The 23,742-nt window shown below is 64.8% G+C and carries 22 protein-coding genes and 1 tRNA gene; 8 read left to right on the top strand and 15 right to left on the bottom strand.

From position 1 onward, the window contains the following. Nucleotides 1–134: 134 nt before the first annotated feature. Genes CDO44_RS11355 through CDO44_RS11330 form a run of 6 tightly spaced genes read left to right on the top strand, consistent with a single transcriptional unit; the run spans nucleotide 135 to nucleotide 5,813 of the window. Nucleotides 135–932: an IclR family transcriptional regulator gene (locus CDO44_RS11355; RefSeq protein ID WP_087780349.1), complete on the top strand. Its 798-nt coding sequence runs from the start codon at nucleotides 135–137 to the stop codon at nucleotides 930–932. A gap of 23 nt (nucleotides 933–955) precedes the next feature. Continuing rightward, on the top strand, nucleotides 956–2,344 hold the full coding sequence (locus tag CDO44_RS11350; protein ID WP_087780348.1) for an amidohydrolase family protein: 1,389 nt from the start codon (nucleotides 956–958) through the stop codon (nucleotides 2,342–2,344). Continuing rightward, nucleotides 2,341–3,084: an ABC transporter permease gene (locus tag CDO44_RS11345; protein ID WP_087780347.1), complete on the top strand. Its 744-nt coding sequence runs from the start codon at nucleotides 2,341–2,343 to the stop codon at nucleotides 3,082–3,084. Before CDO44_RS11350 ends, CDO44_RS11345 begins: the two co-directional genes overlap by 4 nt. Continuing rightward, on the top strand, nucleotides 3,081–3,866 hold the full coding sequence (locus tag CDO44_RS11340) for an ABC transporter ATP-binding protein (RefSeq protein ID WP_087780346.1): 786 nt from the start codon (nucleotides 3,081–3,083) through the stop codon (nucleotides 3,864–3,866). The genes CDO44_RS11345 and CDO44_RS11340 overlap by 4 nt, the downstream gene beginning before the upstream one ends. A 56-nt stretch (nucleotides 3,867–3,922) precedes the next feature. After that, nucleotides 3,923–4,912: an ABC transporter substrate-binding protein gene (locus tag CDO44_RS11335; protein WP_087780345.1), complete on the top strand. Its 990-nt coding sequence runs from the start codon at nucleotides 3,923–3,925 to the stop codon at nucleotides 4,910–4,912. A 19-nt stretch (nucleotides 4,913–4,931) separates the two neighbouring features. Beyond that, the gene (locus CDO44_RS11330) at nucleotides 4,932–5,813 is read left to right on the top strand and encodes an alpha/beta hydrolase (RefSeq protein ID WP_158213261.1); all 882 of its coding nucleotides are present in this window, start codon (nucleotides 4,932–4,934) and stop codon (nucleotides 5,811–5,813) included. 17 nt (nucleotides 5,814–5,830) lie between these two features. On the opposite strand, the gene CDO44_RS11325 is transcribed toward CDO44_RS11330, so the two are convergent. The 14 genes from CDO44_RS11325 to CDO44_RS11260 all read right to left on the bottom strand — a co-directional run bounded on the left by CDO44_RS11325 (nucleotide 5,831) and on the right by CDO44_RS11260 (nucleotide 20,922). Beyond that, nucleotides 5,831–6,250, bottom strand: coding sequence for a RidA family protein (locus tag CDO44_RS11325; protein WP_087780343.1), 420 nt, complete (start codon nucleotides 6,248–6,250; stop codon nucleotides 5,831–5,833). A 59-nt stretch (nucleotides 6,251–6,309) separates the two neighbouring features. Further along, a complete protein-coding gene (locus tag CDO44_RS11320; RefSeq protein ID WP_087780342.1) occupies nucleotides 6,310–7,122 on the bottom strand; it encodes a tRNA U-34 5-methylaminomethyl-2-thiouridine biosynthesis protein in 813 nt (270 codons plus the stop codon). 28 nt (nucleotides 7,123–7,150) lie between these two features. Further along, nucleotides 7,151–8,068 (bottom strand): tRNA U-34 5-methylaminomethyl-2-thiouridine biosynthesis protein, encoded by a 918-nt coding sequence (locus CDO44_RS11315; protein WP_087780341.1) that lies wholly within the window; start codon nucleotides 8,066–8,068, stop codon nucleotides 7,151–7,153. A gap of 200 nt (nucleotides 8,069–8,268) precedes the next feature. Further along, nucleotides 8,269–9,855: a sulfatase-like hydrolase/transferase gene (locus CDO44_RS11310; RefSeq protein ID WP_087780340.1), complete on the bottom strand. Its 1,587-nt coding sequence runs from the start codon at nucleotides 9,853–9,855 to the stop codon at nucleotides 8,269–8,271. Next, nucleotides 9,852–10,286, bottom strand: coding sequence for a MarR family winged helix-turn-helix transcriptional regulator (locus CDO44_RS11305; protein WP_087780339.1), 435 nt, complete (start codon nucleotides 10,284–10,286; stop codon nucleotides 9,852–9,854). Before CDO44_RS11305 ends, CDO44_RS11310 begins: the two co-directional genes overlap by 4 nt. A gap of 127 nt (nucleotides 10,287–10,413) precedes the next feature. Beyond that, nucleotides 10,414–11,733, bottom strand: a complete 1,320-nt coding sequence (locus CDO44_RS11300) for a TRAP transporter large permease (RefSeq protein ID WP_087780338.1) — start codon at nucleotides 11,731–11,733, stop codon at nucleotides 10,414–10,416. Next, on the bottom strand, nucleotides 11,730–12,239 hold the full coding sequence (locus tag CDO44_RS11295; protein ID WP_087780337.1) for a TRAP transporter small permease: 510 nt from the start codon (nucleotides 12,237–12,239) through the stop codon (nucleotides 11,730–11,732). The genes CDO44_RS11300 and CDO44_RS11295 overlap by 4 nt, the downstream gene beginning before the upstream one ends. An 18-nt stretch (nucleotides 12,240–12,257) precedes the next feature. After that, a complete protein-coding gene (dctP, locus tag CDO44_RS11290; RefSeq protein WP_233146141.1) occupies nucleotides 12,258–13,229 on the bottom strand; it encodes a TRAP transporter substrate-binding protein DctP in 972 nt (323 codons plus the stop codon). A gap of 414 nt (nucleotides 13,230–13,643) precedes the next feature. Continuing rightward, nucleotides 13,644–13,718: transfer RNA gene (locus CDO44_RS11285), tRNA-Val, on the bottom strand. A 71-nt stretch (nucleotides 13,719–13,789) separates the two neighbouring features. Continuing rightward, the gene (dnaQ, locus tag CDO44_RS11280) at nucleotides 13,790–14,503 is read right to left on the bottom strand and encodes a DNA polymerase III subunit epsilon (RefSeq protein WP_087780335.1); all 714 of its coding nucleotides are present in this window, start codon (nucleotides 14,501–14,503) and stop codon (nucleotides 13,790–13,792) included. Nucleotides 14,504–14,596: 93 nt separating this feature from the next. After that, nucleotides 14,597–17,704 carry an efflux RND transporter permease subunit gene (locus CDO44_RS11275; RefSeq protein ID WP_087780334.1) on the bottom strand — a complete coding sequence of 1,036 codons (3,108 nt, stop codon included), beginning with the start codon at nucleotides 17,702–17,704 and terminating at the stop codon, nucleotides 14,597–14,599. A 9-nt stretch (nucleotides 17,705–17,713) separates the two neighbouring features. Beyond that, a complete protein-coding gene (locus tag CDO44_RS11270) occupies nucleotides 17,714–18,826 on the bottom strand; it encodes an efflux RND transporter periplasmic adaptor subunit (protein ID WP_087780333.1) in 1,113 nt (370 codons plus the stop codon). A 163-nt stretch (nucleotides 18,827–18,989) separates the two neighbouring features. Further along, on the bottom strand, nucleotides 18,990–19,961 hold the full coding sequence (locus CDO44_RS11265) for a tripartite tricarboxylate transporter substrate binding protein (protein WP_087780332.1): 972 nt from the start codon (nucleotides 19,959–19,961) through the stop codon (nucleotides 18,990–18,992). Nucleotides 19,962–20,043: 82 nt separating this feature from the next. After that, on the bottom strand, nucleotides 20,044–20,922 hold the full coding sequence (locus tag CDO44_RS11260; RefSeq protein WP_087780331.1) for a fumarylacetoacetate hydrolase family protein: 879 nt from the start codon (nucleotides 20,920–20,922) through the stop codon (nucleotides 20,044–20,046). 136 nt (nucleotides 20,923–21,058) lie between these two features. On the opposite strand from CDO44_RS11260, the gene CDO44_RS11255 reads away from it, so the two are divergent. Beyond that, nucleotides 21,059–21,760, top strand: a complete 702-nt coding sequence (locus tag CDO44_RS11255; protein WP_087780330.1) for a FadR/GntR family transcriptional regulator — start codon at nucleotides 21,059–21,061, stop codon at nucleotides 21,758–21,760. Nucleotides 21,761–21,804: 44 nt separating this feature from the next. Here CDO44_RS11255 and CDO44_RS11250 read toward each other — a convergent pair whose 3' ends face one another. Beyond that, complete coding sequence (locus CDO44_RS11250) at nucleotides 21,805–22,653, bottom strand: class I SAM-dependent methyltransferase (protein WP_087780329.1); 849 nt, start codon at nucleotides 22,651–22,653, stop codon at nucleotides 21,805–21,807. A 43-nt stretch (nucleotides 22,654–22,696) separates the two neighbouring features. Here CDO44_RS11250 and gloB point away from each other — a divergent pair, with 43 nt between their 5' ends. After that, nucleotides 22,697–23,497 (top strand): hydroxyacylglutathione hydrolase, encoded by an 801-nt coding sequence (gene gloB, locus CDO44_RS11245; RefSeq protein ID WP_233146146.1) that lies wholly within the window; start codon nucleotides 22,697–22,699, stop codon nucleotides 23,495–23,497. Nucleotides 23,498–23,742: the final 245 nt, after the last annotated feature.

The raw sequence follows: 23,742 nt of genomic DNA, 5'->3' as shown, positions 1-23,742 counted from the left end.
TTTCACCTTCCTAGGAATTTCCCGCATTCGGCCGCTGCATTCCCTCATGGCGGGACTGGCCATTGAGCGCCTTTTTTGCATTCCTATAATCAGGCACACCTTGTCCGGCATAGCCGGACTCACGGAGAGCGATCATGGCGATCCAGAAGGAAGGTGTGGCGCACTACCCCTCGTTCGAACGCATCATCGACATCTGGCTGTCGTTCGTCACGCCAGGCGCGGTGCATTCCGCGCTTGCCATCGCGCGGCGCTTCGGCACCTCGCGCAGCTCCACCTACCGCTATCTGCAGATCCTGCGCGAGCGCGGGCTGATCGAAGAGGTGGATGGCACGGGCAACTACCGCCTCGGGTCCGCCTTCGTCAACCTGGTGCGCAGTTGCGAGGACCCCGGCACGTCGGCATCCATCGCCGAACCGTTCGTCCACGAGCTGGCAGCAGCCAGCGGAGAGACCGTGCTCTTCACGACCCGCATCGGCGACCGGGTCATCTGCGCGGTGGCGCTGGAGAGCCGGCAGGCCGTGCGAGTGTCGCTGGATCCGGTCCGCAACGTGCCGCTGCACCTGGGCTCTTCGGCTAAGGTCCACCTGGCCTACATGAGCGAGGCGGAACGGGCGCGCCTGCTGCCGCGCCAAGGTCCCGCCCGGGCCGGCAGCCGGCCTGTGGACCTTCAGGCGCTGGAACGGGCATTGCAGGAAATTCGCGACAGAGGCTATGCGATCAGCGATGGCGAGATCGAAGCGGGGGTACGCAGCATCTCCGCGCCGGCCTTCTTTCCTTCAGGTGCGCTGATAGGCGCTCTCACGGTGGCGGCACCGGCCTTCCGTCTTCCGGACAAGATCCTGAAGCAGGCTGTCCTCCAGGTAGTGGCTGCCGCCCGGCACATCAGCGAGGCGGCCTCGTCATCGCAGGCTCGCCGCATCTCGGCGGCCTGACACGCTTTCCGGGAGGAGTCCCTATGACGCGCACATTGATCGAGAACGGGGTCGTACTGACCATGAACCCCGCCGGCGACATCCACGAAGACGGCTGCGTGCTGGTCGAGGACTCGCGGTTGGCATATGTCGGTCCGCGCGGCGGACTGCCGCGCGAGCTCGACGCCCGGCGCGAGGATGCTGCAGGCCGCGTGGTCATGCCGGGTCTGGTCAATTGCCACACGCATCTGTGCATGATCTTCGGCCGCACGCTGGCCACCAATACCGACCTGCTCTCCTGGCTCGACCTGCAGATGCCGGTGATGCGGGCGCTGGATGCCGAAGCCATGCTCGCGGCGCAGACGCTCGGATGCGTAGAGAACCTGAAGAACGGCAACACCACCCTGGTGGAGAATCTGTTCGCCCCGCGGTCGGATACCGTGTCGCCTGAAGACTGCGCCTTTGCCGCCATGGAGCGTACCGGCATCCGCGGCACGGTTGCCCGCGCATTCGAAGCGCTACGCTTCGATCCGGCCTTCGTCGAGACGCCCGCGCAGCAGGCGGAGCGGGTGCGCGCCCTGCATGCGCGCTGGCACGGCAGCGCCGGTGGACGCCTGCGCCTGTCGTTCGGGCCACTGCTGCCCTGGACCCTGGACGAATCCATGCTGCGCGCGAGCCGCGCGCTGGCCGGCGAACTGGGCCTGTGCCTGCACATGCACGTGGCCGAATCGGCCGAGTTCAATCGCATCATCGAACGCCACTATGGCCGTCCCGTACGTAACGTCGAGCTGCTGCACGAAACCGGTTGCCTCGGCCCCGACGTGCAGGCGGTCGGCGTATCGGACCTTTCCCCGCGCGAGGTCGCGTTGCTGGCCGAGACCGGCACCTCGGTCATTCTCGATCCGCAGACCCGCCTCTTCTGGGGGACTGGTTTTCCCCCGCTGGCCCCCTTCCTCGATGCCGGCATCACCTGCGGCCTGGCCACCAACGGACCGGCTGCCAACTGCGGCCAGGACCTTTTCGAAAGCATGAAGTACGCATGCGCGACCGCCAAGACCGCGGCCGGGGACCCGCGTGTACTGGACGCACGGCGGGCGCTGCGCATGGCAACCGTCGAGGGTGCGCGTGCCCTTGGCCTGGACGGCCAAGTGGGATCGCTGGAAACGGGCAAGCAGGCGGACCTCATCACCATCGACCTGCGCCAGCCCCATCTCGTGCCAGCCTTCGATCTCGAAGCTGCGCTGGTCTTCAGCGCCCGCGGCTCGGACGTGCGCGATGCCATGGTCGACGGGCAATGGCTGATGCGCGACCGGTGCCTGACCCGTATCGATGAACCCGCCCTCCTTGCGCGCGCCGAGACGCTGGCCGAACGCAGCCTGGAGCGTGCCCACGTCCGCCGCGGGCACCATCGCACCTTGAAAGGAACCCCATGATAATCAGGCTCGCATCCATCGCCGCAGCGATCGTACTCTGGTGGCTGCTCTCGCTGGCCTTTACGGCTTCGGTGCTGCCCGGTCCGCTGCTCACCTTGCAGACCCTTGCGGCGAACATCGCCGCCGGCAACGTGCTGACCCACCTGTGGATGACACTGGGCCGCGTGGTGGCCGGCCTCGCGCTGGCCATGCTGATCGGCGTGCCGGTCGGCGTGCTGATGGGCCTCCATCGCCGGGTGGAACGGGCACTCGACCTGTGGGTGATGGTGGGGCTGACCGTTCCCAGCCTCTGCTACGCGCTGGTCTGCTTCATATGGCTAGGCCTTAATGAGGCGGCTACCGTCGTTGCCATCGGCATCACGGCCGCGCCCTCGATCGCCATCAACCTGTGGGAAGGCGTCAAGAACATCGACACCCGGCTGGTGGCGATGGCCCGGGTGTTCGAGGCGGGCAGGTGGACCGTGTTCCGGCGTGTGGTCCTGCCGCAGGTGCTTCCCTATGTGATGGCCTCTGTGCGTTTCGGGCTGGGCATCATCTGGAAGATCGCTGTGCTGGTCGAACTGATCGGCCGCCCCAACGGCGTAGGCTTCCAGCTCTTCTACTGGTACCAGCTAGCCGACATGCCCCAGGTGCTGGCGTGGACGCTGCTATTCACGATCGTGATGCTCGTGATCGAACTGGCGATCCTCAAGCCGATCGAGCACCGTCTCTTCTCGTGGCGCCCAAGGGTGGAACTATGAACGACATCGTTTTCTCGGTCCGCAACCTGGTCAAGGAATTCCCGGGCCGCAACGGCGAAGCGCCGCTGCGTGTGCTCAAGGGACTGGATCTCGTCGTGCGCAGGAATGAATTCATCTGCATCCTGGGGCCGTCGGGGTGCGGCAAGTCTACCTTCCTCAACATCCTGTCCGGACTCGACCCGCGCTACGGGGGGGAGATCGACGTCGACGGCCGCAAGTTCAAGGCGGGCAAGCCGCCACTGCGCATCGGCTACCTGTTCCAGGAACCGCGGCTGCTGCCCTGGCTGACGGCCGAGCAAAACGTGGATTTCGCCATGCGCAGCTGCCGGGTCCCACCGGTGCGCTGGGCCGAGCTGAAGGATAGATACTTCCGCCTGACGAGGCTGGAAGCCTTCCGTGGCCATTATCCCCATCAGATGTCGGGCGGCATGTGCCAGCGCCTGGCACTGGTGCGTGCGCTGTGCGTCGAGCCCGACGTGCTGCTGATGGACGAACCCTTCAGCGGGTTGGACGAGTTGACGGCGCGGCGGCTGCGAGTGGACCTGCTCGACATCTGGCGCGATACGCGCAAAACCATCATTTTCGTGACACACAACTCGTACGAAGCCTCGTTCCTGTCGGACCGCATCCTGATGATGTCGCAGGGCGAGGTGCAGGAAGAAATCCCCATCGACGTAGCCCGGCCGCGAGACTACGACGATCCCGCCATCTTCGAGATCAATCGCCGCGTGGTGAAGCTGTTCCTCGAAGTGGCGAAAGCCGCGGCGCCCGCCACGCCCTAGCACCGGCGTGCTTGCCGGCCTTGCGGCCGGCCCATCATCTTCGTCAAGGAACTGGCATGTGGAAATCGCTGGCAATTCGCTTTTGCCGCCTGGGCCTGCTCGCCGCGGCGGCCTGGTACTCGGCCGCGCAGGCCGCCGAACCGGTCACCATCCGATTGGGCGACCTGGCGCAATCGGTCAACGGCATCGCCTCGGGCGTCATGGTATCCCAGGGCATCGACAAGAAGTACGGACTCAAGGTGGAGTACTCGGTCTACCCCACGCTGGACGGCCTCTTCACCGCGATCCGCGGCAAGCAGGTCGACATCGGCTTCGGCGGCTGGACGGCATTCGCGCAGTTCCGCAGCAAGGGGGTGCCGGTGACCATGTTGTATCCGGTGGGCCGGGGCGCCTCGCTGGACGTGCTGGTCACCAAGGACTCGCCCATCCGCTCGCTGGCCGACCTCAAGGGCAAACGCATTGGCTCGTACGCGGGCGCGGCCGGCACCGCCACCGTGCTGCTGCGGGTATTGGCCAGCAAGTACTTCGGCTATGACCCCGGCACCACCAGCCAACTACAGTATGCCGGGCCGGGCCTGTTGCCTTCGCTGCTTGAAAAAGGCGAAGTCTCGGCGGCGCTGCTGTTCGATCCGCTGGCCGCCAAGGCCATCGCCTCCGGCAAGTTCCGCTCCATTGGCAATCTTGCCGACTTGTACAAGGAGAAAGTGGGCGAAGATTTTCTCTGGACGGGCTATGCGACCAATGAGGATTTCATGAAAGCCCAGCCCGAGGCGCTCGCCAATTTCGTCCGCGCATGGATCGAAGCGGTGAACTACGTGAAAACGCACCCCGAAGTCTTCGTCGCCTATGGCAAGCAGTTCGGCTTCGATGCAAGCAACGTGCGCATCCTGCAGGAGCGGGTCAACGCCGACTACGTCCTGACCTGGAATGACGAATACATCCGCTACCTCGGAAACTTCGCGCGCCTGGCCAACGAGGTCATGGGCGCCGGTTTCCTTGACGGAGTACCTCCCGCCGCCTTCACGACACGTTTCGTTCCCAAGTAACTCCATCCCGGACGCATCCATGGCTTTCGACGACCTGCCCGCCCAACCCCCAATCTATCCCGAGCAAGCCGAGGCGTACGCCGAACAGGCACTGCGCCTGTCCCGGGAAGCAGCGCTGCGGACGCGCTGCGTGCTGGACATACCCTATGGCGACGACTATTGGCAGAAGATCGACGTCTACCAGCCCGATGAGCCCGGGGAAGGCTTGCCCGTCCTCGTGTTCGCGCACGGCGGAGCGTGGAGCCATGGCTACAAGGAATGGATGGGTCTGATGGCGCCTGCCATCGTCGCCACCCCGGCCATCTTCGTATCGGTGTCCTACCGACTGGCCCCGGCTGTCCGCTTCCCCGCGCCGCTGGACGATTGCGTGGCGGCGCTGCGCTGGGTGCGCGACCACATCGCGGACTACGGCGGCAGCGGCGACCGCATCTATGTGGGCGGACACTCGGCCGGCGGGCATCTTTTCGCGCTCGCCACACTCAGGCGCGACGTGCTGGCCCGGGCGGGCTTGGCCGCCGACACCATCAAGGCCTGCTTTCCCGTCAGCTCGCAGCTGAACCTCGTATTCGACACGCCAGAACCCGGCAGCGGCGAGGCTCGCATCTACGAGATTTTCCTAGCGCAAGCCGAAGACGCGCCGGCCGCCAGTCCGCTGCACCAGCTCGAGGGTAATCGCACGCCTTTCTTCATCAGCTACGGCGAACGGGATTTCCCGCGCATCATCGCCAGCAGCCGCCGGGTGATCGAGGAGCTGGCGCGGCAGCCCTCCGGCGTACGGAGCGCGATCTATGCCGCGCACGGCCACTTCGATACCGCGCTGGGGCTGGCCGACGCCGACCATCCCTGGAATCGCGAGGTACGTGCCTGGCTGCGCGAAGGGACGGCGCCGGCACTCGGCTAGCTGCGCCTTCCCGGGGGTCAACCCGGAGGAAGGTAGGCAACCGCCTTGATCTCGATCAGCAAGTGGGGATGCGGCAACTGATGCACGGCCACCGTCGTGCGCGCGGGGCCGTCATAGCCGAAGAACTCGTTGTAGACCTCGTTGTAGCCCGCAAAGTCGTCCATATCGACCAGGAACGTGGACACCTCGACCAGGTCGGACAGCGTCGCACCGGCGCTCTGCAAAATGGCTTCGATGTTCCGGATCACCGCCCGGGTCTGCTCGCGGATATCACGCCGCACGCCGTCGGCCAGGATCTCGACGCCGGCGTGGGTGTTGTCCGGCCGTCGCGAACTGGTGCCTGACACGAAAAGGAAAGGGCCGGCACGCCGGAAGTGGGGATAGCGTCCCAGCGGCGCCGCGCGGCCGGCCAGGACGGCGGAAGAAGAGGAAGTCATGGAAGGATTCGCTGCATGAAAGCCCCTCGCGGCATGCCGCGAGGGGTGGGCGTACGCCCTTAGTGATGAAACTCGACAACCGCCGCGCCGCTGCCGAAGGCCGGGCCATAGGCATGCGTGCGCGCCTCCTTGTATTGCCCGCCGAGCGCGCCCAGCACCCAGTAAAGATGCTTGAAACCCATGTCCACCCGCGCGGACTGGGCATAGCCGGGCGCCTTCTCGCGCACCGCCGCCGCGTCGCCCCGCTCCAGCAGCGCCAACATCTCGCGGTTCGCGCGGTCCTCCTCGTCGTTGACGATGTGGTCCGCTGCAATATCGATGTCCTGCCGGAAACTCGAGCCCGATAACCCTCCCACGCCGATCACCGCCACGCGTTTGCCTTGCGCATCGGCCGCCTGCATGGCGAGTCGGCCCAGGTTCTCGGTGGTCGACGCGTCGTGATAGAGGTTGTTGGACGTCAGGACTACCGGGAGCTCCAGGCCTCGCAACAGGAAGTGCGTGGCCACGATGCTGCCGGTGTCGATGGGAAAGGCGTCGTAGTCCACCTCTCGCGATCGCACGCCGATCTGCGCGGTAGAAGCGATGCACGCCTTGGCCAGCTCGGTGTCGACCCGGATGTCGAACGGCAGCTCGCCGTATTCGTGCCAGTTTTCGTCCACATGGGATCCTTGGATGCGGCCGCGGGTCTGCCACAACTGGTCCAGCACGGCGATCCACTGCGTGGAGTAGATGAGCGCCACGTCGGGCTTGCTCTGCGCCAAGGCCTCGCCCGCCGCTTCATAGCCGCGGGCGATGGCGTCCCATGGGGGATTGTCCCGCCGCAACAGCGGCAGGGGCGTTCCGGGCACCAGAAATGCGCTTGCTATGGGCATGTCTTTTCCCTCTCTCAGTTTGCCGATGTCAGGCCGCCGCCCGGGCGGGCGCCTCGGCCAGCCCGGCCTTGACCAGGTTCCACTCCATCACCGCGTTGCCGGTGCCGATCACGGTGCCGTAGCCGTGCAGCTCGCCCGGTATGTTGGGGTAGCCCATGGCTGCGAACATCCAGGTGAACGCCCCGGATTTGACCTCGGCGAATGCCTCTTCGATGAACTGGGGCTGCAGCTTGAAATACTCGTCCACTTGGCCCTTGCGTAGCATGTCGATGACGCGCACGTCCCACTTGTAGCCGTCGAAACGCTCCGGATGCTCTTGCGTCATGTCCTCGGGCAGCTCGGGCTCCTGGTGGAAGTGCCAGTGCGAAAGCGTGTTGGAGGCCAGCAGCACGGCCCGGCGGCCGGTCTGCTCGATGGCCCGGCGCGTGGCCTTGCCCAGGAGATCCATCTCCTGCAGCCCTTCCTGGGTGTTCAGGTAGTACGGCGAGTTGTTGGCCGAAATGCCGACGACGGGAATGTCCCATTCCGGCCGCATCATGTGAAGCGTGGTGATGGTGCCGTAGTCGACCCGGAAGTTGGGGTTGCGCATCATCTTCGCCACCAGCCCGGCCCGGCGCGCCTCTTCACAACAAGCCTCGGCCAGCTCCACGTCGACGTCCAGCTCGAAGCTGTAGCGGAACAGGTTGGGGAAAATGGGATCGACCGACTTGCCGCTGAGATGGGGCACGCCCAGGAAATGATGGCCGACCTGGGTCATCCAGTGCGGCGAGTGAACCAGCAGCACATCGGGCTTGAGCGCCTCGAGCGAAGCGCGGGCCTTCTCGTACGCCCACCGCAGCGGCTCCCAGCCGCCCTGCGAGCGCGGTTCATTCTGCGGGGGGTTCTCGCCGTAGACGAGGTGAGGGGGATGCGGGGCGAGGTAGCCGCCAACGATGGATCCTTTCATACGACCTCCTTCAGTGAACCGGCGCGCGGTGCGCGTCCGAATGGCCCATTCTTTCGCGGGCCCGGGGAAAGGACAATGCTCAGTCTTTCATGGCGGGACTGGGGTCCCGATTTCAATGCTGCGTCGCAGCGGCGGTAGCCGCCCAAGGTTTGACCATTTGCCATGCTGCCTTCTTGACCACAGATGAAACACCCCCCTGCCTACCAGACGCCGATCCGGATACCGTGCGCCGGCTCGATGGTCTCCCTCGATACGACGATGCGCTTGGACGGCACCGTGAGGCTGTTTTTGCGTTGCCGCAACCAGTCGAACAAGTATTCTTTGTGCAGGGCGAGAACGCCGGTATGCGCGGGATTCGAGGCGACGTCCCGCAACTCTGCCGGATCTTCCTGCATATCGAAGAGCTGAGGCTGAAACCCTTCCCAGTAGACGTACTTCCAGCGATCGCTTCGCACCATATAGCCCCTGCAACGCCGGGAATCTTGGCCGAGCAGGACGCGAGCCTCCCGGAAGGCATAGTCCAGTTCGCTCACGGCGGCGAATCGCCATGGAACGTCGGCGCCGCGGCGTGAGAAAGGCAGCAGCGACATGCCTTCGATCACATGATCGGTGTCAGGCACATCCAGGGCATCGACAACCGTTGCCAGGAAATCGACGGACTCGACGGACTGGTCGATGTGCAAGCCGCGGGTTTCTGGTGCGGCCCGGGGATCGACCATGATGAACGGGATACGAGACGATGGCTCATGGAAAAGATCCTTCTCGCCCAGCCAGTGATCTCCCAGGTAGTCTCCATGGTCCGACGTAAAGACGATCAGGGTTTCGTCATATTGACCCGTGGCACGCAACGCCGCCAGAAGCCGTCCGACATGATGGTCGATCTGGCTGACCAGGCCCATGTAGGTCGGCTTGACGTGCGACGCCACCTTTTCTTCCGAAAAGGTCGACGACTCGCCGTGCCGTAGGTAGGCGGCATAGACAGGATGAGGGTCGGCACGTTCTGCCTCGTCACGGCATATGGGCAGGCAGTCTTCCGGACCGTACATGGCGTGGTAGGGGCTCGGGGCGATGTACGGCCAATGCGGCTTGATGTAGCTGACATGCAGCAGCCACGGGCGTCCCTGCTGGCGGCGAATGAAGTCGATCGCCACATCCGTGGTGTAGGCGGTCTCGGAATGGCGTTCTTCGACACGGGCGGCATAGCGGGCGTTGCGCATCTCCCAGCCGCTGGCCGGACGGCCCTGCGCATCTTCGCCGGCAATCACGAAATCGGACCACGGATCGGATACGTCATATCCCGCCTCCCGCAAGTACTTCGTGTAGGGATGCTCCGGTCCCGGGTTGGCATGCCCCTCGTAACGATCCGCCACGAGGAAACCGCCCTCGAGCACGGGAGCATCCGCAGGCAGTCGCGCTCCGACGCGATGCAGGCCCTCCAGGTCCGGAGCGAAATGCGTCTTCCCCGCCAAAGCCACCTCCACGCCACGAGGCCGCAGCCAATCTCCAATCGTGGGCTGTCCGATCGATAGGGGCATGAAGTTCCAGATGGCGCCGTGCGAGGTCATGGAGCGTCCCGTGTAGAACGACATGCGCGACGGCCCGCACGTCGGCGCCGAGCAGTAGGCACGCGTGAATCGCAATCCCTGCGACGCGAGGGCGTCGATGTTCGGGGTCCGGATCGTCGGATGGCCATAGCAGCCGAGATAGTCGGCACGCAACTGGTCGCACATGATGAACAACACGTTACGGATGACTTTCGGCTCTACGACGTTGTCATGTTGGGTCATGGCGTTTCATCCTCTTCAGGCTGGGGATCGAAATCCATGACGTTGCGCTTGATCGTACGGAGCGCCTTCATCAAGACGGTCATCTCCGGCGGAGAAATGCCAGCCAGGAAAACCTGGTAATAGCTCAACACCGAGGGCAACGAGCGTTCGAACAGGCTGCGCCCCTTCCTCGTCACATAGACCATGGTTTGCCGCTTGTCCTCGACCCCGTGGGATTTCGTGATATAGCCCTCCTCCTCCATGGCATCCAGCAGGCGGCTCAGGTTGGAGCGCTCGATGACCGTGGTCTCGGCCAACTCGGCCACACTGCGTCCGTCCTGATCGGACAGCACGCTGACGATCCGCCACATCAATGGCGAACAATCGAACGGCTTTAGGATCTTTGCCATGTTCTGGACGTGCTTGCGATCGATCGCAAGCATGTAGTGCATGGGCCAATCGGCTACGTGGAACAGTTCCGCTTCCGGAGTGCCCCCTCGTTCACGCTTATCTGAAGCAGGTATCAAGATCTTTTCCTCCGACGTGGCGTCGCGCCACTCGCAAATGAACACCTGGCATCTATTTCGCCATCAGCCAGCGCGGCAACCCTGTTGCGATGTCCGGCACGAGCATTACCAGCAGCAGCATCAGGAGACCGAACAGTACGTACGGCACGGCCGCGGCGAAGATCTCCGTCGTGCGGATATGTGCGGGGGCCACGCTTCGCATGGTGAAGAGCAGCATGCCGAACGGCGGAGTCAGGAGGCCAAGCTGCATGCATATCAGGTACATGACGCCAAACCACAGCGGGTCCCAGCCGAAATGCATTACCAATGGCATGAAGAATGGCAGCGTCATCAACATCATGCTTATCTGATCGACGAAGCACCCCAGCACCAGGAGTATTCCCATCATGATGGCGAGTACGAACCAGCTCGACAGTCCCGAGCCTTGGACCAGACCGACCAGGCCGTTCGTCGCGCCGGAAAATGCCAGAATCTGCGAGAACGTCGTGGCGCCGATGATGATGAAGAGAATCATGCCGCTGATGGCGGCCGTTCCGGTCAGCGCCTTGACCAGCATGCGCCACGACAGGCTGCCATACAACGCGCACACGAGTACCGTGCACAATGCTCCTAGCGCGGCGGACTCCGTCGGCGTTGCCCATCCGGCGGTCATCGAGGCCACGACCACCGCGAAGATGGATACCAACGGCGTCACATGTACGACCAGAGGACGCCACCGCTGCCAGCCCGACACTTCTTCACGGACGAAGCTCGGGGCGAGCTCCGGCTTCATCTTCGCTCGCACGATGATGTACAGCACGAAGACCGCAGACAGCAGCAAGCCCGGCAACACGCCGGCCAGGAGCAACCCCGAGATCGAGATGTTGGCTAGGCTTCCCAACAACACGGTCAACGCCGACGGCGGAATCAGCATGTCCACCGCGCCGATGGCCATGATTGGTCCCATGGCCATGCGTGGATGGTAGCCGCGCCTGAGCATCTCCGGCAGCAGAAGGCTGCCGAGCAGCGCGGTCGTGGCTACCGTCGCCCCCGAGATGGCGGAGAACACGGTACCCGCCACGACAGCCACGATGGATAACCGCGCCGGAACGCTGCGCACCGCCCGGTCGAAGGCGTCGATGGCCTTCATGGCCAGGCCTGTATGGAACAGCACTTCGCCCATCAGCAGGAAAAAAGGGATGGGAGTGAGCGAAAAGCTGGTGACTGAAGCCACGCCGTTGCGCACCACCATCATCAGCCCCGGTACGCCGCCGAGATAGACCAGCGCACCGACCAGGTTGATGCCAAGGAAAGCAAAGCCGGCCGGAACCCCGACCAACAGCAGCACGGATAGCAGCCCGAACAGCAGCGTGAGGCTTTCCCACCAGCTCATAGCACGTTCTCCGGCTTGAGCATCGAGTCGCGGCCCTCGTCGTCGGCCAGCTCCCCCACGACAGCCTGCCTGCCGCATTCGACGGCCAGCAAGGCGAAACAGGCGGGAAAGGGAATGTAGATAAACCATTCGGGGAAGACGATGCTCTTCATGACCACCGCTTCGGCTTCATAGGCGTCCAACATCACCGCGACCGAGTAATAGGCGATCACGATGCTGACGACGCAGCCGATTGCCGCCGCAATCCGGAAGATGACGAATCGGATCCGCTCGGACAGCGTATTGAGCACGTCCAGGCGAATATGCTGGCGGTTGTACATGAGCCAGGGAGCGGCAATGCATGTGGCCACCGGCAGCAGATGCTCGGTGACGTCCATCGCTCCCGCGAACGACGGCATCCCCAGATTGCGGGCGACGACGTCATAGCTGACCAGGATGACCATGCCTCCCAGCAGCAATCCGGCAACCAGTCCGAATGCATTCAAGATCCATACGTAGAGTTTCATCGTCGCCCCTGGCAGTCTTCAGGGCGCCATCATCTGACGCAGCTTGGATCCGTGCTTGGGGCTGGCGCTCAAGACCGTCGCCCAGCCCGCTTCCTGCGCCTTGGACAGGAAAGCCATGGAATCTTCGTCGGACAGTCTGATGGGCTGTATGCCGGCTTCGGACTGTCTCTTGATATCGGCGGCCGCATCGCGCAGCGATGCATCCAGGGACATCTTTTCCAGCCAGGCAACCTGCTTTTGCAGAAAGTCACGCTGCTCCGGGGTCAGGCTGTCCCACCGCCGGGCACCGAACTGGATGCCCAGCTCAAGCGTGTAGAAACCCGGCTCCAACCGATACTTCGTCTTCTCCTGCCATCCCAGGTCGAAGATCCCGATCGCGGGCCAGCCGTAACCGTCCACCACCCCACGCTCCAGGCCGGTGTAGACCTCGCCCGGCGCCATCTGGACGACCCCCGCCCCAAGCTTGACGAAGAAGTCCCTGAATATGGGGGTGATCCGGATCTTCAGCCCCGAGAGATCCGGCTTGTCTATCTTCTTGTTCAGATAGATGTGATAAGGGATTCGATCGCCGGTCCGCGCGAAGTAGTACAGCCCCTTCTGCCGCATGATCGAATTGAGGTAGTCAAGGCCGCCGTTCTTGCGGATTTCCGAGAACGGCAGAGTCGCGTAGTTCAGCGCCAAGCCCTCCGGAACAATGCTTGCCGTGAATGTGACCGTCGTATTGGCGAGATCGATGACCCCGTTGCGCAATGCGGCCCCTTGCTCCATGGTGGGAATCGCCTTGGGCCCACCGATATATTCGATCCGGACGAGGCCTTTGCCTTCCTCGTTGACCTTCTTCACGAAACTCTCGAAGTTCCGGGAAAAGTACGTGCCCTCTTGAAAGGCGCTGACGGCCTTCAGTACGACTTCCGCTGAATGGGCGAGGTTCGGCGCGATTGCGACGACCAGACAGACAACGACCAGGGGTAGTGCTCGCATCGCTCTCATGATTGCTCCACGTTGGGCCACTTCGACAAGATGGGATTCCAAAGCCTACGTCGTCCGCTCACCAAATATTTAGTGAATTTTCACCATTTATTATTTATGAATTCGCTAAATAGTCAACAAAACATTGTGTTTATCTAGTGAAAACACTTAGATAAACATGAAAATTCAAATAAAATTATGTGAATTTTCACATAAAATGCGATGAGCGCAGCAATGCTGCCAGGCTGTAGAGCAGCAGGGGAAACCGGCCGGAGCACGTAAGCAGGAATTAGTGGGGAGGACACGGGCAGCCGACAAGAAAAGGCCGCCACTCAGAGCAAAAGTATGTCCGAAGCCGCAATGGGGCAAGGCGGCAAAACGCGCGTGAGCGCTTCCCTGCAACGCAATAGGGAAGGCAATATGAGGAAGGGGAATTGGTGGGCGGTACTGGGTTCGAACCAGTGACCCCTGCCGTGTGAAGGCAGTGCTCTACCACTGAGCTAACCGCCCGAAGAAGCGACCTTGCTGCTTCGGTCTTGGGTTGCCGCGTTCGCGACAGCCCAAAACTATAACACAGGTTTTTACTCCGCGGGAAGGGGCTCCCATTTGCGCCACAAGGTCTGCCCCTTGGACTCCTTGTCCAGCCCCGCCAGATAGGCCCGGTGCGCGGCCAGGTCGGAGTCGGCCACCGTAACCACGGGAAGCACGGAGGGGTCGAAGGCGCCGAAGTCCGTCGCCACCTGCCCGCCGGTGTCGCCCAGGTCGATGACCAGGCTGTCCTGCCCGCGGGTCATGGCCAGCCACACCTCGGCCAGCAGTTCCGAGTCCAGCAGCGCCCCGTGGAGGACCCGGTGGGCGTTGGAAATGCCGTAGCGGTCGCAGAGGGAATCCAGCGAGTTGCGCTTGCCCGGATGCAGTTCGCGCGCATGCAGCAGCGAGTCCACGACGCTCAGGCACATGCCGCGGAAATCCCCCCGTTGCAGGCGGGAAAGCTCGGCATTCAGGAAGCGGATGTCGAATTCGGCGTTGTGGATGATGACGTGGCCGTCGCGGATGAAGTCGAGGAATTCGTCGACCTTGTCTTCGAAGCGAGGCTTGTCGGAAAGGAATTCGGTGGTCAGGCCGTGCACTTCCAGCGCGCCCGGATCGCTGTCGCGGTCGGGATTGAGGTAGGTGTGGAAGTGCCGCTGCGTGACCCGGCGGTTGACGATTTCGACGCAACCGATTTCGATGATGCGATGTCCCTGGAGTGGATCGAGGCCGGTAGTTTCAGTATCCAGGACGACGTAGCGCATGGGTGGGGCACCAAAGAAAAAATAGCGATGGCCCTCAAGTGTAGGGCATTTGGCGCGAAGCGTCGGGAAGGGGGGATGGGGCTGGGCGCATCCCTACCCCACCGACTCAGGTGCCGGAGCGACCGGTGCCGTATGCGCATCCGGTTCGACCGGATGTTCGCCCACCGGCAGCGGCCGCTTGCGCTTGCCGGCGATCAGCGCGTAGACGCAAGGCACTACGAACAGGGTCAGGATCGTTCCCAGGCTCATCCCGCCCACGATGACCCAGCCGATCTGCACCCGCGACTCGGCTCCCGCGCCCGCGGCCACGGCCAGCGGCACGGCGCCCAGCACCATCGCGCCGGTCGTCATCAGAATGGGCCGCAGCCGCAGCACGCTGGCCTCGGCCACGGCCTCCAGCAGCTCCTTGCCCTGGTCGCGCAGCTGGTTGGCGAACTCGACGATGAGGATCCCGTGCTTGGTGATGAGGCCGACCAGCGTGATCAATCCGATCTGGCTGTAGATGGACAGCGTGCCGCCCGAGAACCATAGCGCCAGCAAGGCGCCCGTCATCGACAGCGGAACCGAGAGCATGATGATGAGGGGATTGCGCCAGCTCTCGAACTGCGCCGCCAGCACCAGGTAGATGAACGCCACCGCCATCGCGAATACCAGGTAGATGCTCCCCGAGGAGTCGCGGAACTCGCGCGATTGTCCGTTGAGGTCGGTCTGCGCGGTGGCGGGCAGCACGCGCGCGGCGATGCCGTTCATCACGTCGAGCGCCTCGCCCAGCGCGTAGCCCGGCGCGAGCGAGGCCGAGATGGTGACGGCACGCATGCGATTGAAGTGGTTCAGCGTCTGCGGCGACACGCCTTCGCGTACCGACAGCAGGTTGGCCAGCTGCACCATCTCGCCATTGCGGGCGCGCACGTAGATGTCGGAGATATCGTCCGGATTGGATCGATCGCGCGGGACCACCTGCACCAGCACGTCGTATTGCTCGCCGTTGTCCTTGAAGCGCGTGACCTGCCGGCCGCCCAGCATGGATTCCAGCGTGCGGCCCACGCGGTCCACGTCCACGCCCACGTCGGCGAGCTTGTCGCGGTTGACCTGCACGCGCAGCTCCGGGGTGTTCAGGCGCAGGTCGGTCTGCACGTTCTGCACGCCGGGATACTTGGCGAGCTCGGCCAGGAAGGTCTCGGTCATGACGGCCAGTTCCGGATAGGAGACCTGGCTCAGGATGACGAACTCGATCGGCGTGGAGCGCGGCGACTGGCCCAGCGACGGCGGGTTGACGGGGAAGGCCTGGACGCCCGGCAGCGCGGCGAAGCGCGGCTGCAGCGAGCGGGCGATCTCCTGTTGCGAACGGGTACGCTCTTCCCAGGGCTTGAGGCGCAGCACCGCGTTGCCGTCGGTGACCGTGGGAAAGCCGGCCACGGCCTGGTGGGCGGCCATTTCCGGGATGTCCTTGTAGATGTCCTCCATCCGCTCCAGGTAGGTCGTGGTGTAGCCCACGGTCGCGCCCTGGGGCGCCACCACCCGGCCATAGATGACGCCCCGGTCTTCCACCGGCGCGAGCTCGCTCTTGATGACCTTGAACAGCGGGATGCTGCAAGCGCCCACGGCCACGCCCAGCACCACCACCCAGGCCCGGTGCGCCAGCGCAAACTCCAGCGCCCGCCGGTAGCCCCGCGTCAGGCCCACCAGGCCGCCCTCGATGAAGTTGTAGACCCGCCCGTGCGACGCCTGGTGGCGCAGCATGAGCGAACACATCATGGGCGTGAGCGTGAGCGCGACAAAACCCGACACCAGCACGGCGCCCGCCAGCGCGAGCGCGAACTCGATGAACAGCCGGCCGGTGCGGCCCGTCGCGAAAGCCAGCGGCGCGTAGACGGTGACCAGCGTCAACGTCATCGCGACCACGGCGAAGCCGATCTCGCGCGCGCCCAGGAGCGCGGCCTGCAGGCGCGACTTGCCTTCCTCGATGTGGCGGAAGATGTTCTCCAGCACCACGATCGCGTCGTCCACCACCAGTCCGATGGCCAGCACCATCGCCAGCAGCGTCAGCGTATTGATGGAGAAACCGAAGGCGTACATCAGCGTACAGGCGCCGATCAGCGATACCGGTATGGTGACGATGGGGATGATGCTGGCGCGCAGGTTGCGCAGGAACAGAAAGATCACCAGCACGACCAGGACGATGGCCTCGCCTATGGTGTGGAAGACCGACTCGATGGACTTCTCGATGAAGACCGAGGTGTCGTAGGCCATGTTCAGCTTCATGCCGTACGGCAGCGTCGCGTTCAACTGCTCCATCTCGGCCCGCACCGCCTTCGACAGGTCGAGAGGGTTGGCCGTGGACTGCTTGACGATACCGATGTTGAGCGCCGGCTTGCCGTTGAAGCGCGAGGTGACACGCTCGTCCACCGGCCCCAGGCCGACGGCGGCGACGTCGCCGATGCGCACGCTGTAGCCGCCCACGTTGGCGATGATGACGTTCTCGAATTGTTCCTTGGTGCGCAGGTTGGTGGCGGCCACGACGGAGAACTCGCGCGCCCGCGACTCGATCCGGCCCGAGGGAATCTCGACGTTCTGCTTGCGCAACGCGTCTTCCACATCCTGCACGGTAAGCCGGTAGGCCGCCAGCTTGCCGCGGTCCACGTTGATGCGCATGGCCGGCAGGCGATCGCCGAACACCCGCACCTCGGCGGCGCCGGGCAGGACCGACAGCCGCGGCTTGATGAAGCGGTTGATGTAGTCGGACGCCTCCATGGAGGACAGCGAGCCGGACTCGACGGCCAGGTAGATGACCGGCTGGGAGTCGGCCTCGACCTTGGCGATGATGGGCTCGTCGATCTCGTCGGGCAGGCGGCCGCGCACGCGGGCCACCTTGTCGCGTACTTCGGCGGCGGCGGCATCGGGCGATATCGACAGCCGGAAGCGTACGTTGATGTTGCTGCGTTCGGAGCGGCTGGTGGAGGTCATGACCTCCACCCCTTCGATGCCCGACAGCGAATCTTCCAGCGGCTTGGTGATCTGCGACTCGATGACTTCGGCCGAGGCGCCCTTGTAGACCGTGCCGACGGAGATCACCGGTTCGTCGATCTGCGGATATTCGCGTACCGACAACCGCGAATACGAGATCAGGCCCACCAGCAGGATCAGCAGCGACAGCACCGTGGCGAAGACCGGGCGCTTGATGCAGACTTCGGACAGGACCATGATGCCGCCTTAGAGTGCGGATGCCGCGGTGCCGGCCACTTTCACGGCGACGCCGTCGCGCAGCTTCTGGGCGCCCGCCACGACGATGACATCGCCCTCGGCCAGGCCGGCGGTGATTTCGGCGTGCGCGTCGCGCCGCTGCCCCACCTCGACCTGAACCCGCTCGGCGCGTCCGTCCTGCACCCGGAATACGAAAAGGTCGTCCCCCACCGGCACCAGCGCGGCCTCGGGCACCGCCAGCGCCTGCGCCGGCGTATCGAGCAGCAGGCGCACGCGGGCGAACATGCCGGGGCGCAACTGCCCTCCCGGGTTCTTGACCTGGGCGCGCATGACGATGGAGCGGCCGCCGGTATCGATCAGGGGGCTGATGGCGTAGACCGTCCCGGCGAAGGTCTTGTCAGGGACGGCATCGAGGGCGATTTCCAGGGTCTGGCCGGTACGGATCTGCGCCAGGTAGATCTCGGGAATGCGGAAATCGACCTTGAGCGGATCGATGGCCTCCAGCGCCACGAGGTCCTGGCCCACGGCCACATAGTCGCCCACCGACACGTTGCGCAGGCCGATCACGCCGCCGAACGGCGCGCGGATCTCGTTCTTGTCGAGGCGGACCTGGGCCAGCACCATCGCGGCCTGCTGGACCTTCATGGCGTTGTCGGCCTCGTCCTTGGCCTGCTTGCTGATGAACCCCTTCTGCTGCAGTTCGATGGCGCGGTCGTAGTTGCTCTTGGCCAGCGTGTAGTTGGCGCGCGCCTGCTCGAACTCGGCACGCGGCACGGAGTCATCGAGCCGTATCAGTACCTGGCCCTTCTGTGCGCGCTGCCCCTCGGTGAAGCGGATCTCGCTGATGCGGCCCGCCACTTCCGGCCTGAGGGTGACGGACTCGTCGGATCGCAGGCTGCCCACCGCGGTAATGCCCCGTTCGAAGGGCCTCCGCGCCACCTTCTGGACTTCGACCACGATCGCCTGCGCGCCCTTGGCCTTGGATTCGCCGCCTGCGGCGGCTGCGCCCTGGGCGCCCGTGGGGGGCGACGCCTGGCCCAGGAAGCGCGGGGAGAAATAGCCGATTCCCGCCCCGACGGCGAGAGCGACGACCACGGCAAGCGCTAGGGAATTCTTCTGCATGCTGGCGAGCGGAAAAGGGCAACAAGGTGTTTCGCTCACTGTAGCATCGGAGCATTGCGATTGCGCGGATGTCGTGCGTTCGGCCGACGGGATGGCGAAAAAAAGAAGTTACAAACATGCAGCGGGCACCGGACGAGCCGCAATCGCCCCCGCCCGCCCCCCCTTACTCGACCTTGCCGATGCGCCTGACGGCCTCGGCCATGACCTTTGCATCGGCTTGCCAGTACGAGGCGAACTCGGGCGCGTCCATGTACAGCACCGGACTGCCCGCGCCCTGGATGGCCCCCAGCACTTTCGGGTCCGAGGCGGCCGCCTTGGCCGCGGCCCGCAGCCTGGCCACGACAGGAGCCGGCGTGCCCGCCGGCGCAAACAGGCCCGACCATTGCGCGAACCGCACCGGATGGCCGAGCTCGGTCAGGCTGGGCACGTCGGGCAGCGCTTCCAGCCGCCCGGTCCCCCAGTGCGCCAGCGCCCGCACTTTGCCGGCCTTGACGTGCTGGAGGATGGAAGCCGGTCCGGTCGCCACCGCGTCGACCTGGCCCGCCAGCAGCGCCACGATGGCCGGGCCGGCCCCGGTATAGGGCACGTGCAGGAGTTTCAGGCCGGCCTCGTTGCGCAGCATTTCCATCGGCACGTGCATGGTGCCGTAGTTGCCGGAAGAACCGTAGGCGACTTCCCGCTCGCCCTTTTTCTGCGCGGCGATGAATTCCTCGGCTGTTTTCCAGGGGCTGTCGGCGCGCACGACCAGCACGGTGGGGTCGGCGGTGATGCGGGCGATGGGGGTGAACTGGGACAACTGGTACATGGGAGGCCGGCCCAGCAACTGGTCCGCTTCGGGCAGGATCGAGATGGAGGACAAGGCCATCATGATGGTGTAGCCGTCGGGCGGCGACTTGGCCACCTGCCCCATGCCGACGCCGCCGCCCGCTCCGCCGCGGTTCTCCACCACTACGGTCTGCTGCAGGAAGCGGCCCATGGCTTCGGCCACCGGCCGGGCCACGGTATCGGCCACGCCGCCTGGCGGAAAGGGCACGATCATCGTAATCGGCTTGGCCGGCCAGGTTTCCTGCGCGGCGGCCGCCGGGCCCGCCAGGACGGCGCAACACGCCGCCCATGCCAACAGAGTGCGTTTCATGTCGTCTCCTCGTCCCCCTTTGGGGAATAAGCCCGCCCCCGTGTATCCGGGGGTCGCAGCGTGCGGGCCGCGCCCGCGCCGCTCAGTCCACCGTATTCTCGAGCGTGCCTATGCCCTGCACCTCGATGCGGATGACGTCGCCGCTCCGGACGAAGCGCGGCGGCTCGAAACCGATACCCACGCCGGCCGGCGTACCAGTGGCGATGATGTCTCCCGGCTGCAGCGTGATGCCCGCCGAGATGGTCTCGATCAACGTCGGAATGTCGAAAATCAATTGCCGGGTGTTGGCATCCTGGCGCAATTCGCCGTTGACCCAGCACCGGATGTCGAGATTGCCCGCATCCACCTCATCCGCCGTGACGAGTACCGGGCCCATGGGGCAGAAGCCGTCCAGCGACTTCCCCAGGAACCACTGGCGATGGAGTTTTTGCAGGTCGCGCGCGGTGAAGTCATTGACGATGGTGTAGCCGAACACGTGCTCAAGCGCCCGCGCCTTGGGTATGCCGCGTCCGGGCTTGCCGATCACGACCGCCAGTTCGGCCTCGTAATCGAGCTGGCTGGCGACCCCGGGATGGGACGGAATCGGCGCGCCGGGCCCGATGACGGTGGAATAAGCCTTGGTGAAAACCACGGGCGCCTCGGGCACGTGCTCGCCCTCCTTGGCGCTGGCGTCGAAACCGGACTTGCTGAACTCAGCGGCGTGGTCGAAGTAGTTCTTGCCGACGCAGAAAATATTGCGCCGGGGCTGGTCGATGGGCGCCAGCAGCGCGGCCTCGGCCAGCGGCCTTCCCGCGCCCCGGGCAACGAGGTTGGTCTTGATGCGATCGTAATCCTGGACCAACTGGACCATGTCCCCGGCATACCCCGGGGCAAGCTCCGCGACGGGCCAGTATTTGCGCATGTCGGTATCGACCAGCGCGACGGTCTTGACGTTGTCCAGCAGCAGGTTGACGAATTTCATAATGCCTTAAGGTCCAATTGGTATTTATTTATACCAATATAAAACCAAATTGGATCTTCAGCAAGCATAACGCGCCGGGAGATTTGACCAATTGGTACCATTGAATTAAGTTAGCGCCAGGAGAGGGATAGCCACCATGGACGAATCAGCGCATACCCCCATATCGCGGGCCCCGGGGGCCAAGGAACTCATGCAGCACCTGCTGGGCGAAATCTCCAGCGGCAGGCTGCACGTGGGGGTCAAGCTGCCGCCCGAGCGCGAACTCAGCCAGCGTTTCGCCATATCGCGAGGATCGGTGCGGCGCGTGCTGGCCGACCTGCGGGCACGCGGCCTGATCGTGCAGTCCGTGGGCAGCGGCACCTTCGTCGCCGAAGGCGCGCAGGCGCTGGCGGGTGGCGCGACACCGGCTCCGGGCGTCAGCACCAGCCCGGCCGAACTCATGGAAGCGCGGCTCCTGATAGAACCGCTGATGCCGGCGCTGATCGCGCGCAACGCCAACGCCGCCGATTTCGCCCGCATGCAGCAATGCGTGGACGAATCGGAAGCCGCGGCCAGCATCGAGGCCTTCGAACACTGGGACGGCGAACTGCACAAGTCGTTCGCCGAGGCGACCCACAACTCCTTTTTCCTGCAGATCCTCGAGCTGACCAACCGCGTCCGCGAACAAGGCGAATGGGGCCGTCTCAAGCGCCGCTCGCTCACGCCCGAACGGCGGGAGCAATACCAGCACCAGCACCGCGCCATCGTCGAAGCCCTCAAAGACCGCGACGCCGCCCAGGCCCGCGACCTTCTTCTGGGCCACCTCCAGCAAATCCGCCAAAACCTCTTCGAAGCCTGAGCCCCGCCCGAACGGGCGCCCCCATCCAGGGCCCCAAGGCGGGCTCAGGCCCCCTCGGGGGGCTGCCGCGTAGCGGCTGGGCGCCCATCATATTGGGCGCACGAGGCGCGTAAGGGGTGGGCTTCCCCCGGATGGACCTCCCTCGGCGCAGCCGCCACCGCCGCCCGCCGCGGCGCCTTGCGTTTTTTCCATGGCGGCCCGATGAGCCGCATGCCCACCGTCCGCTTGACGGCGGACACCACGTACAGGCCGCCGCACACCGGCCACCAGCGCTCGCCGGCCCGCTCCATGAAGGCGTACCGCCGCAGCCATTTATCGGTATGGCACGGGGGCACGTAGAGTCCGAACCGGCCGCTGTCGACCTCGAACGACAGCAGCTTCAGCCAATCCTTCAGGCGCGCCGGCGACAGCGGCTGCACGCCGGCCGGCAGGAAGGGCCGCCGGCGGCCGAGCATGCGCCCCGCGCCCCACAGGCTCCAGGGATTGAATCCGGTAATCACCAGGCGCCCCTCGGGGATCAGCACGCGCTCGGCCTCGCGCAAGACCTGGTGGGGATCGGCCGAACATTCCAGCGTATGAGGCAGCACCAGCAGGTCCAGGCTTTGCGCATCGAAAGGCAAGGCCTCCAGGTCGGCAACGACGAACGCGTTCCAGCGCGCCCGTTGCGCCTCGGAAGGAATGGCGCCGGCGACATAGCCCTTGAAGGGCATGCGGTTGGCGCGCAGCGCGTCCAGCTCGGCCAGCCCGGCCTGCATCGCATGAAAGCCGAACACGTCGGACACGGCCTCGTCGAGCCGCGCCTGCTCCCAGGCGAGCGCGTGGCGGCCGGGGTCGGTCGCCAGCCACGCGGCAAGCTCTACAATCGGGGTATCCTGGACGTCAGACGGCAGCATCGAAATGAAAGACCCGGTGAAAGGAAGCAAGCGATCGACCGGCATCCAAGATGCCGGCGCGACGGCAGGAATAAGCGGCATACCTGCCTTCGATGACAACTATCTATGGCTGGTCCGTCAAGGCACGCTGGCTGCCGTGGTGGACCCGGGCGACGCCGCGCCGGTCCTGGCGGCACTGCAACAGCAGCGCGTGCAGCTTCGTGCCATTCTACTGACTCATCACCACAAGGACCATGTCGGCGGCGTGCTGGAGCTGGTCGAACGCACCGGCGCCACGGTCTTCGGCCCGGCGGGCGAAAAGCTGCCCCATTGCGACCGCCGGCTGTCGCAGGGCGACCGTGTCACGCTTCCCGAATTGGACCTGGATCTCGAGGTGCTCGACGTCCCCGGCCACACCGCCGGCCACATCGCCTACGCCGGCCGCGCCGCCGGCGTCGAGCCGCTGGTGTTCTGCGGCGATACGCTGTTCGCCTCGGGCTGTGGCCGCCTGTTCGAGGGCACCCCGCAGCAGATGAAGGATTCGCTCGCCAAGCTGGCGGCGCTGCCGGGCAAGACCCGCATCTACTGCGCACACGAATACACGCTGTCCAATCTGGCGTGGGCGGTGGCGGTAGAACCCGACAACGCCGCGTTGCAGGTATGGCACCAGCAGGCGCGTCACCTGCGCGAGCAGGCCCAGCCCACGGTGCCGACCACGCTCGATCTCGAACGGCAGGTCAACCCCTTCCTGCGTACAGCGGTTCCGGAGGTGGCGGCGGCCGCCGCGGCGCACGCCGGCAAGCCGCTTTCGAACGAGGTCGAAGTGTTCGCCGCACTGCGCGAATGGAAGAACAACTTCCGGTAGAGCGGTTCGCATCTTGCCTTGATTTGCGCGCAATGGCAGGCAAAAGCTTCGAATTTGTAAAAGCGGGTTGACGAGAACCGCTCTCGATTCGTACTATGCCGCGCTAAATGCGCTAAGAGTCACGCTGGCCGCGAGGCCGCTCCTCTTCACTCACCGGGAGGAGCCTGCGGCTCCGAATTGAAACTGCCTCGCTTGGCCCCGTCCTCCAGGGACGAGGCCAAGCGAGGCACGTGGTCAAGGACATA

The sequence above is a fragment of the Pigmentiphaga sp. NML080357 genome, assembly GCF_002188465.1.
In the GTDB taxonomy this organism is placed as follows: Bacteria; Pseudomonadota; Gammaproteobacteria; order Burkholderiales; family Burkholderiaceae_B; genus Pigmentiphaga.
Note: the sequence above shows the minus strand (reverse complement) of the source record. Positions and strands in the feature narration are given on the sequence as shown.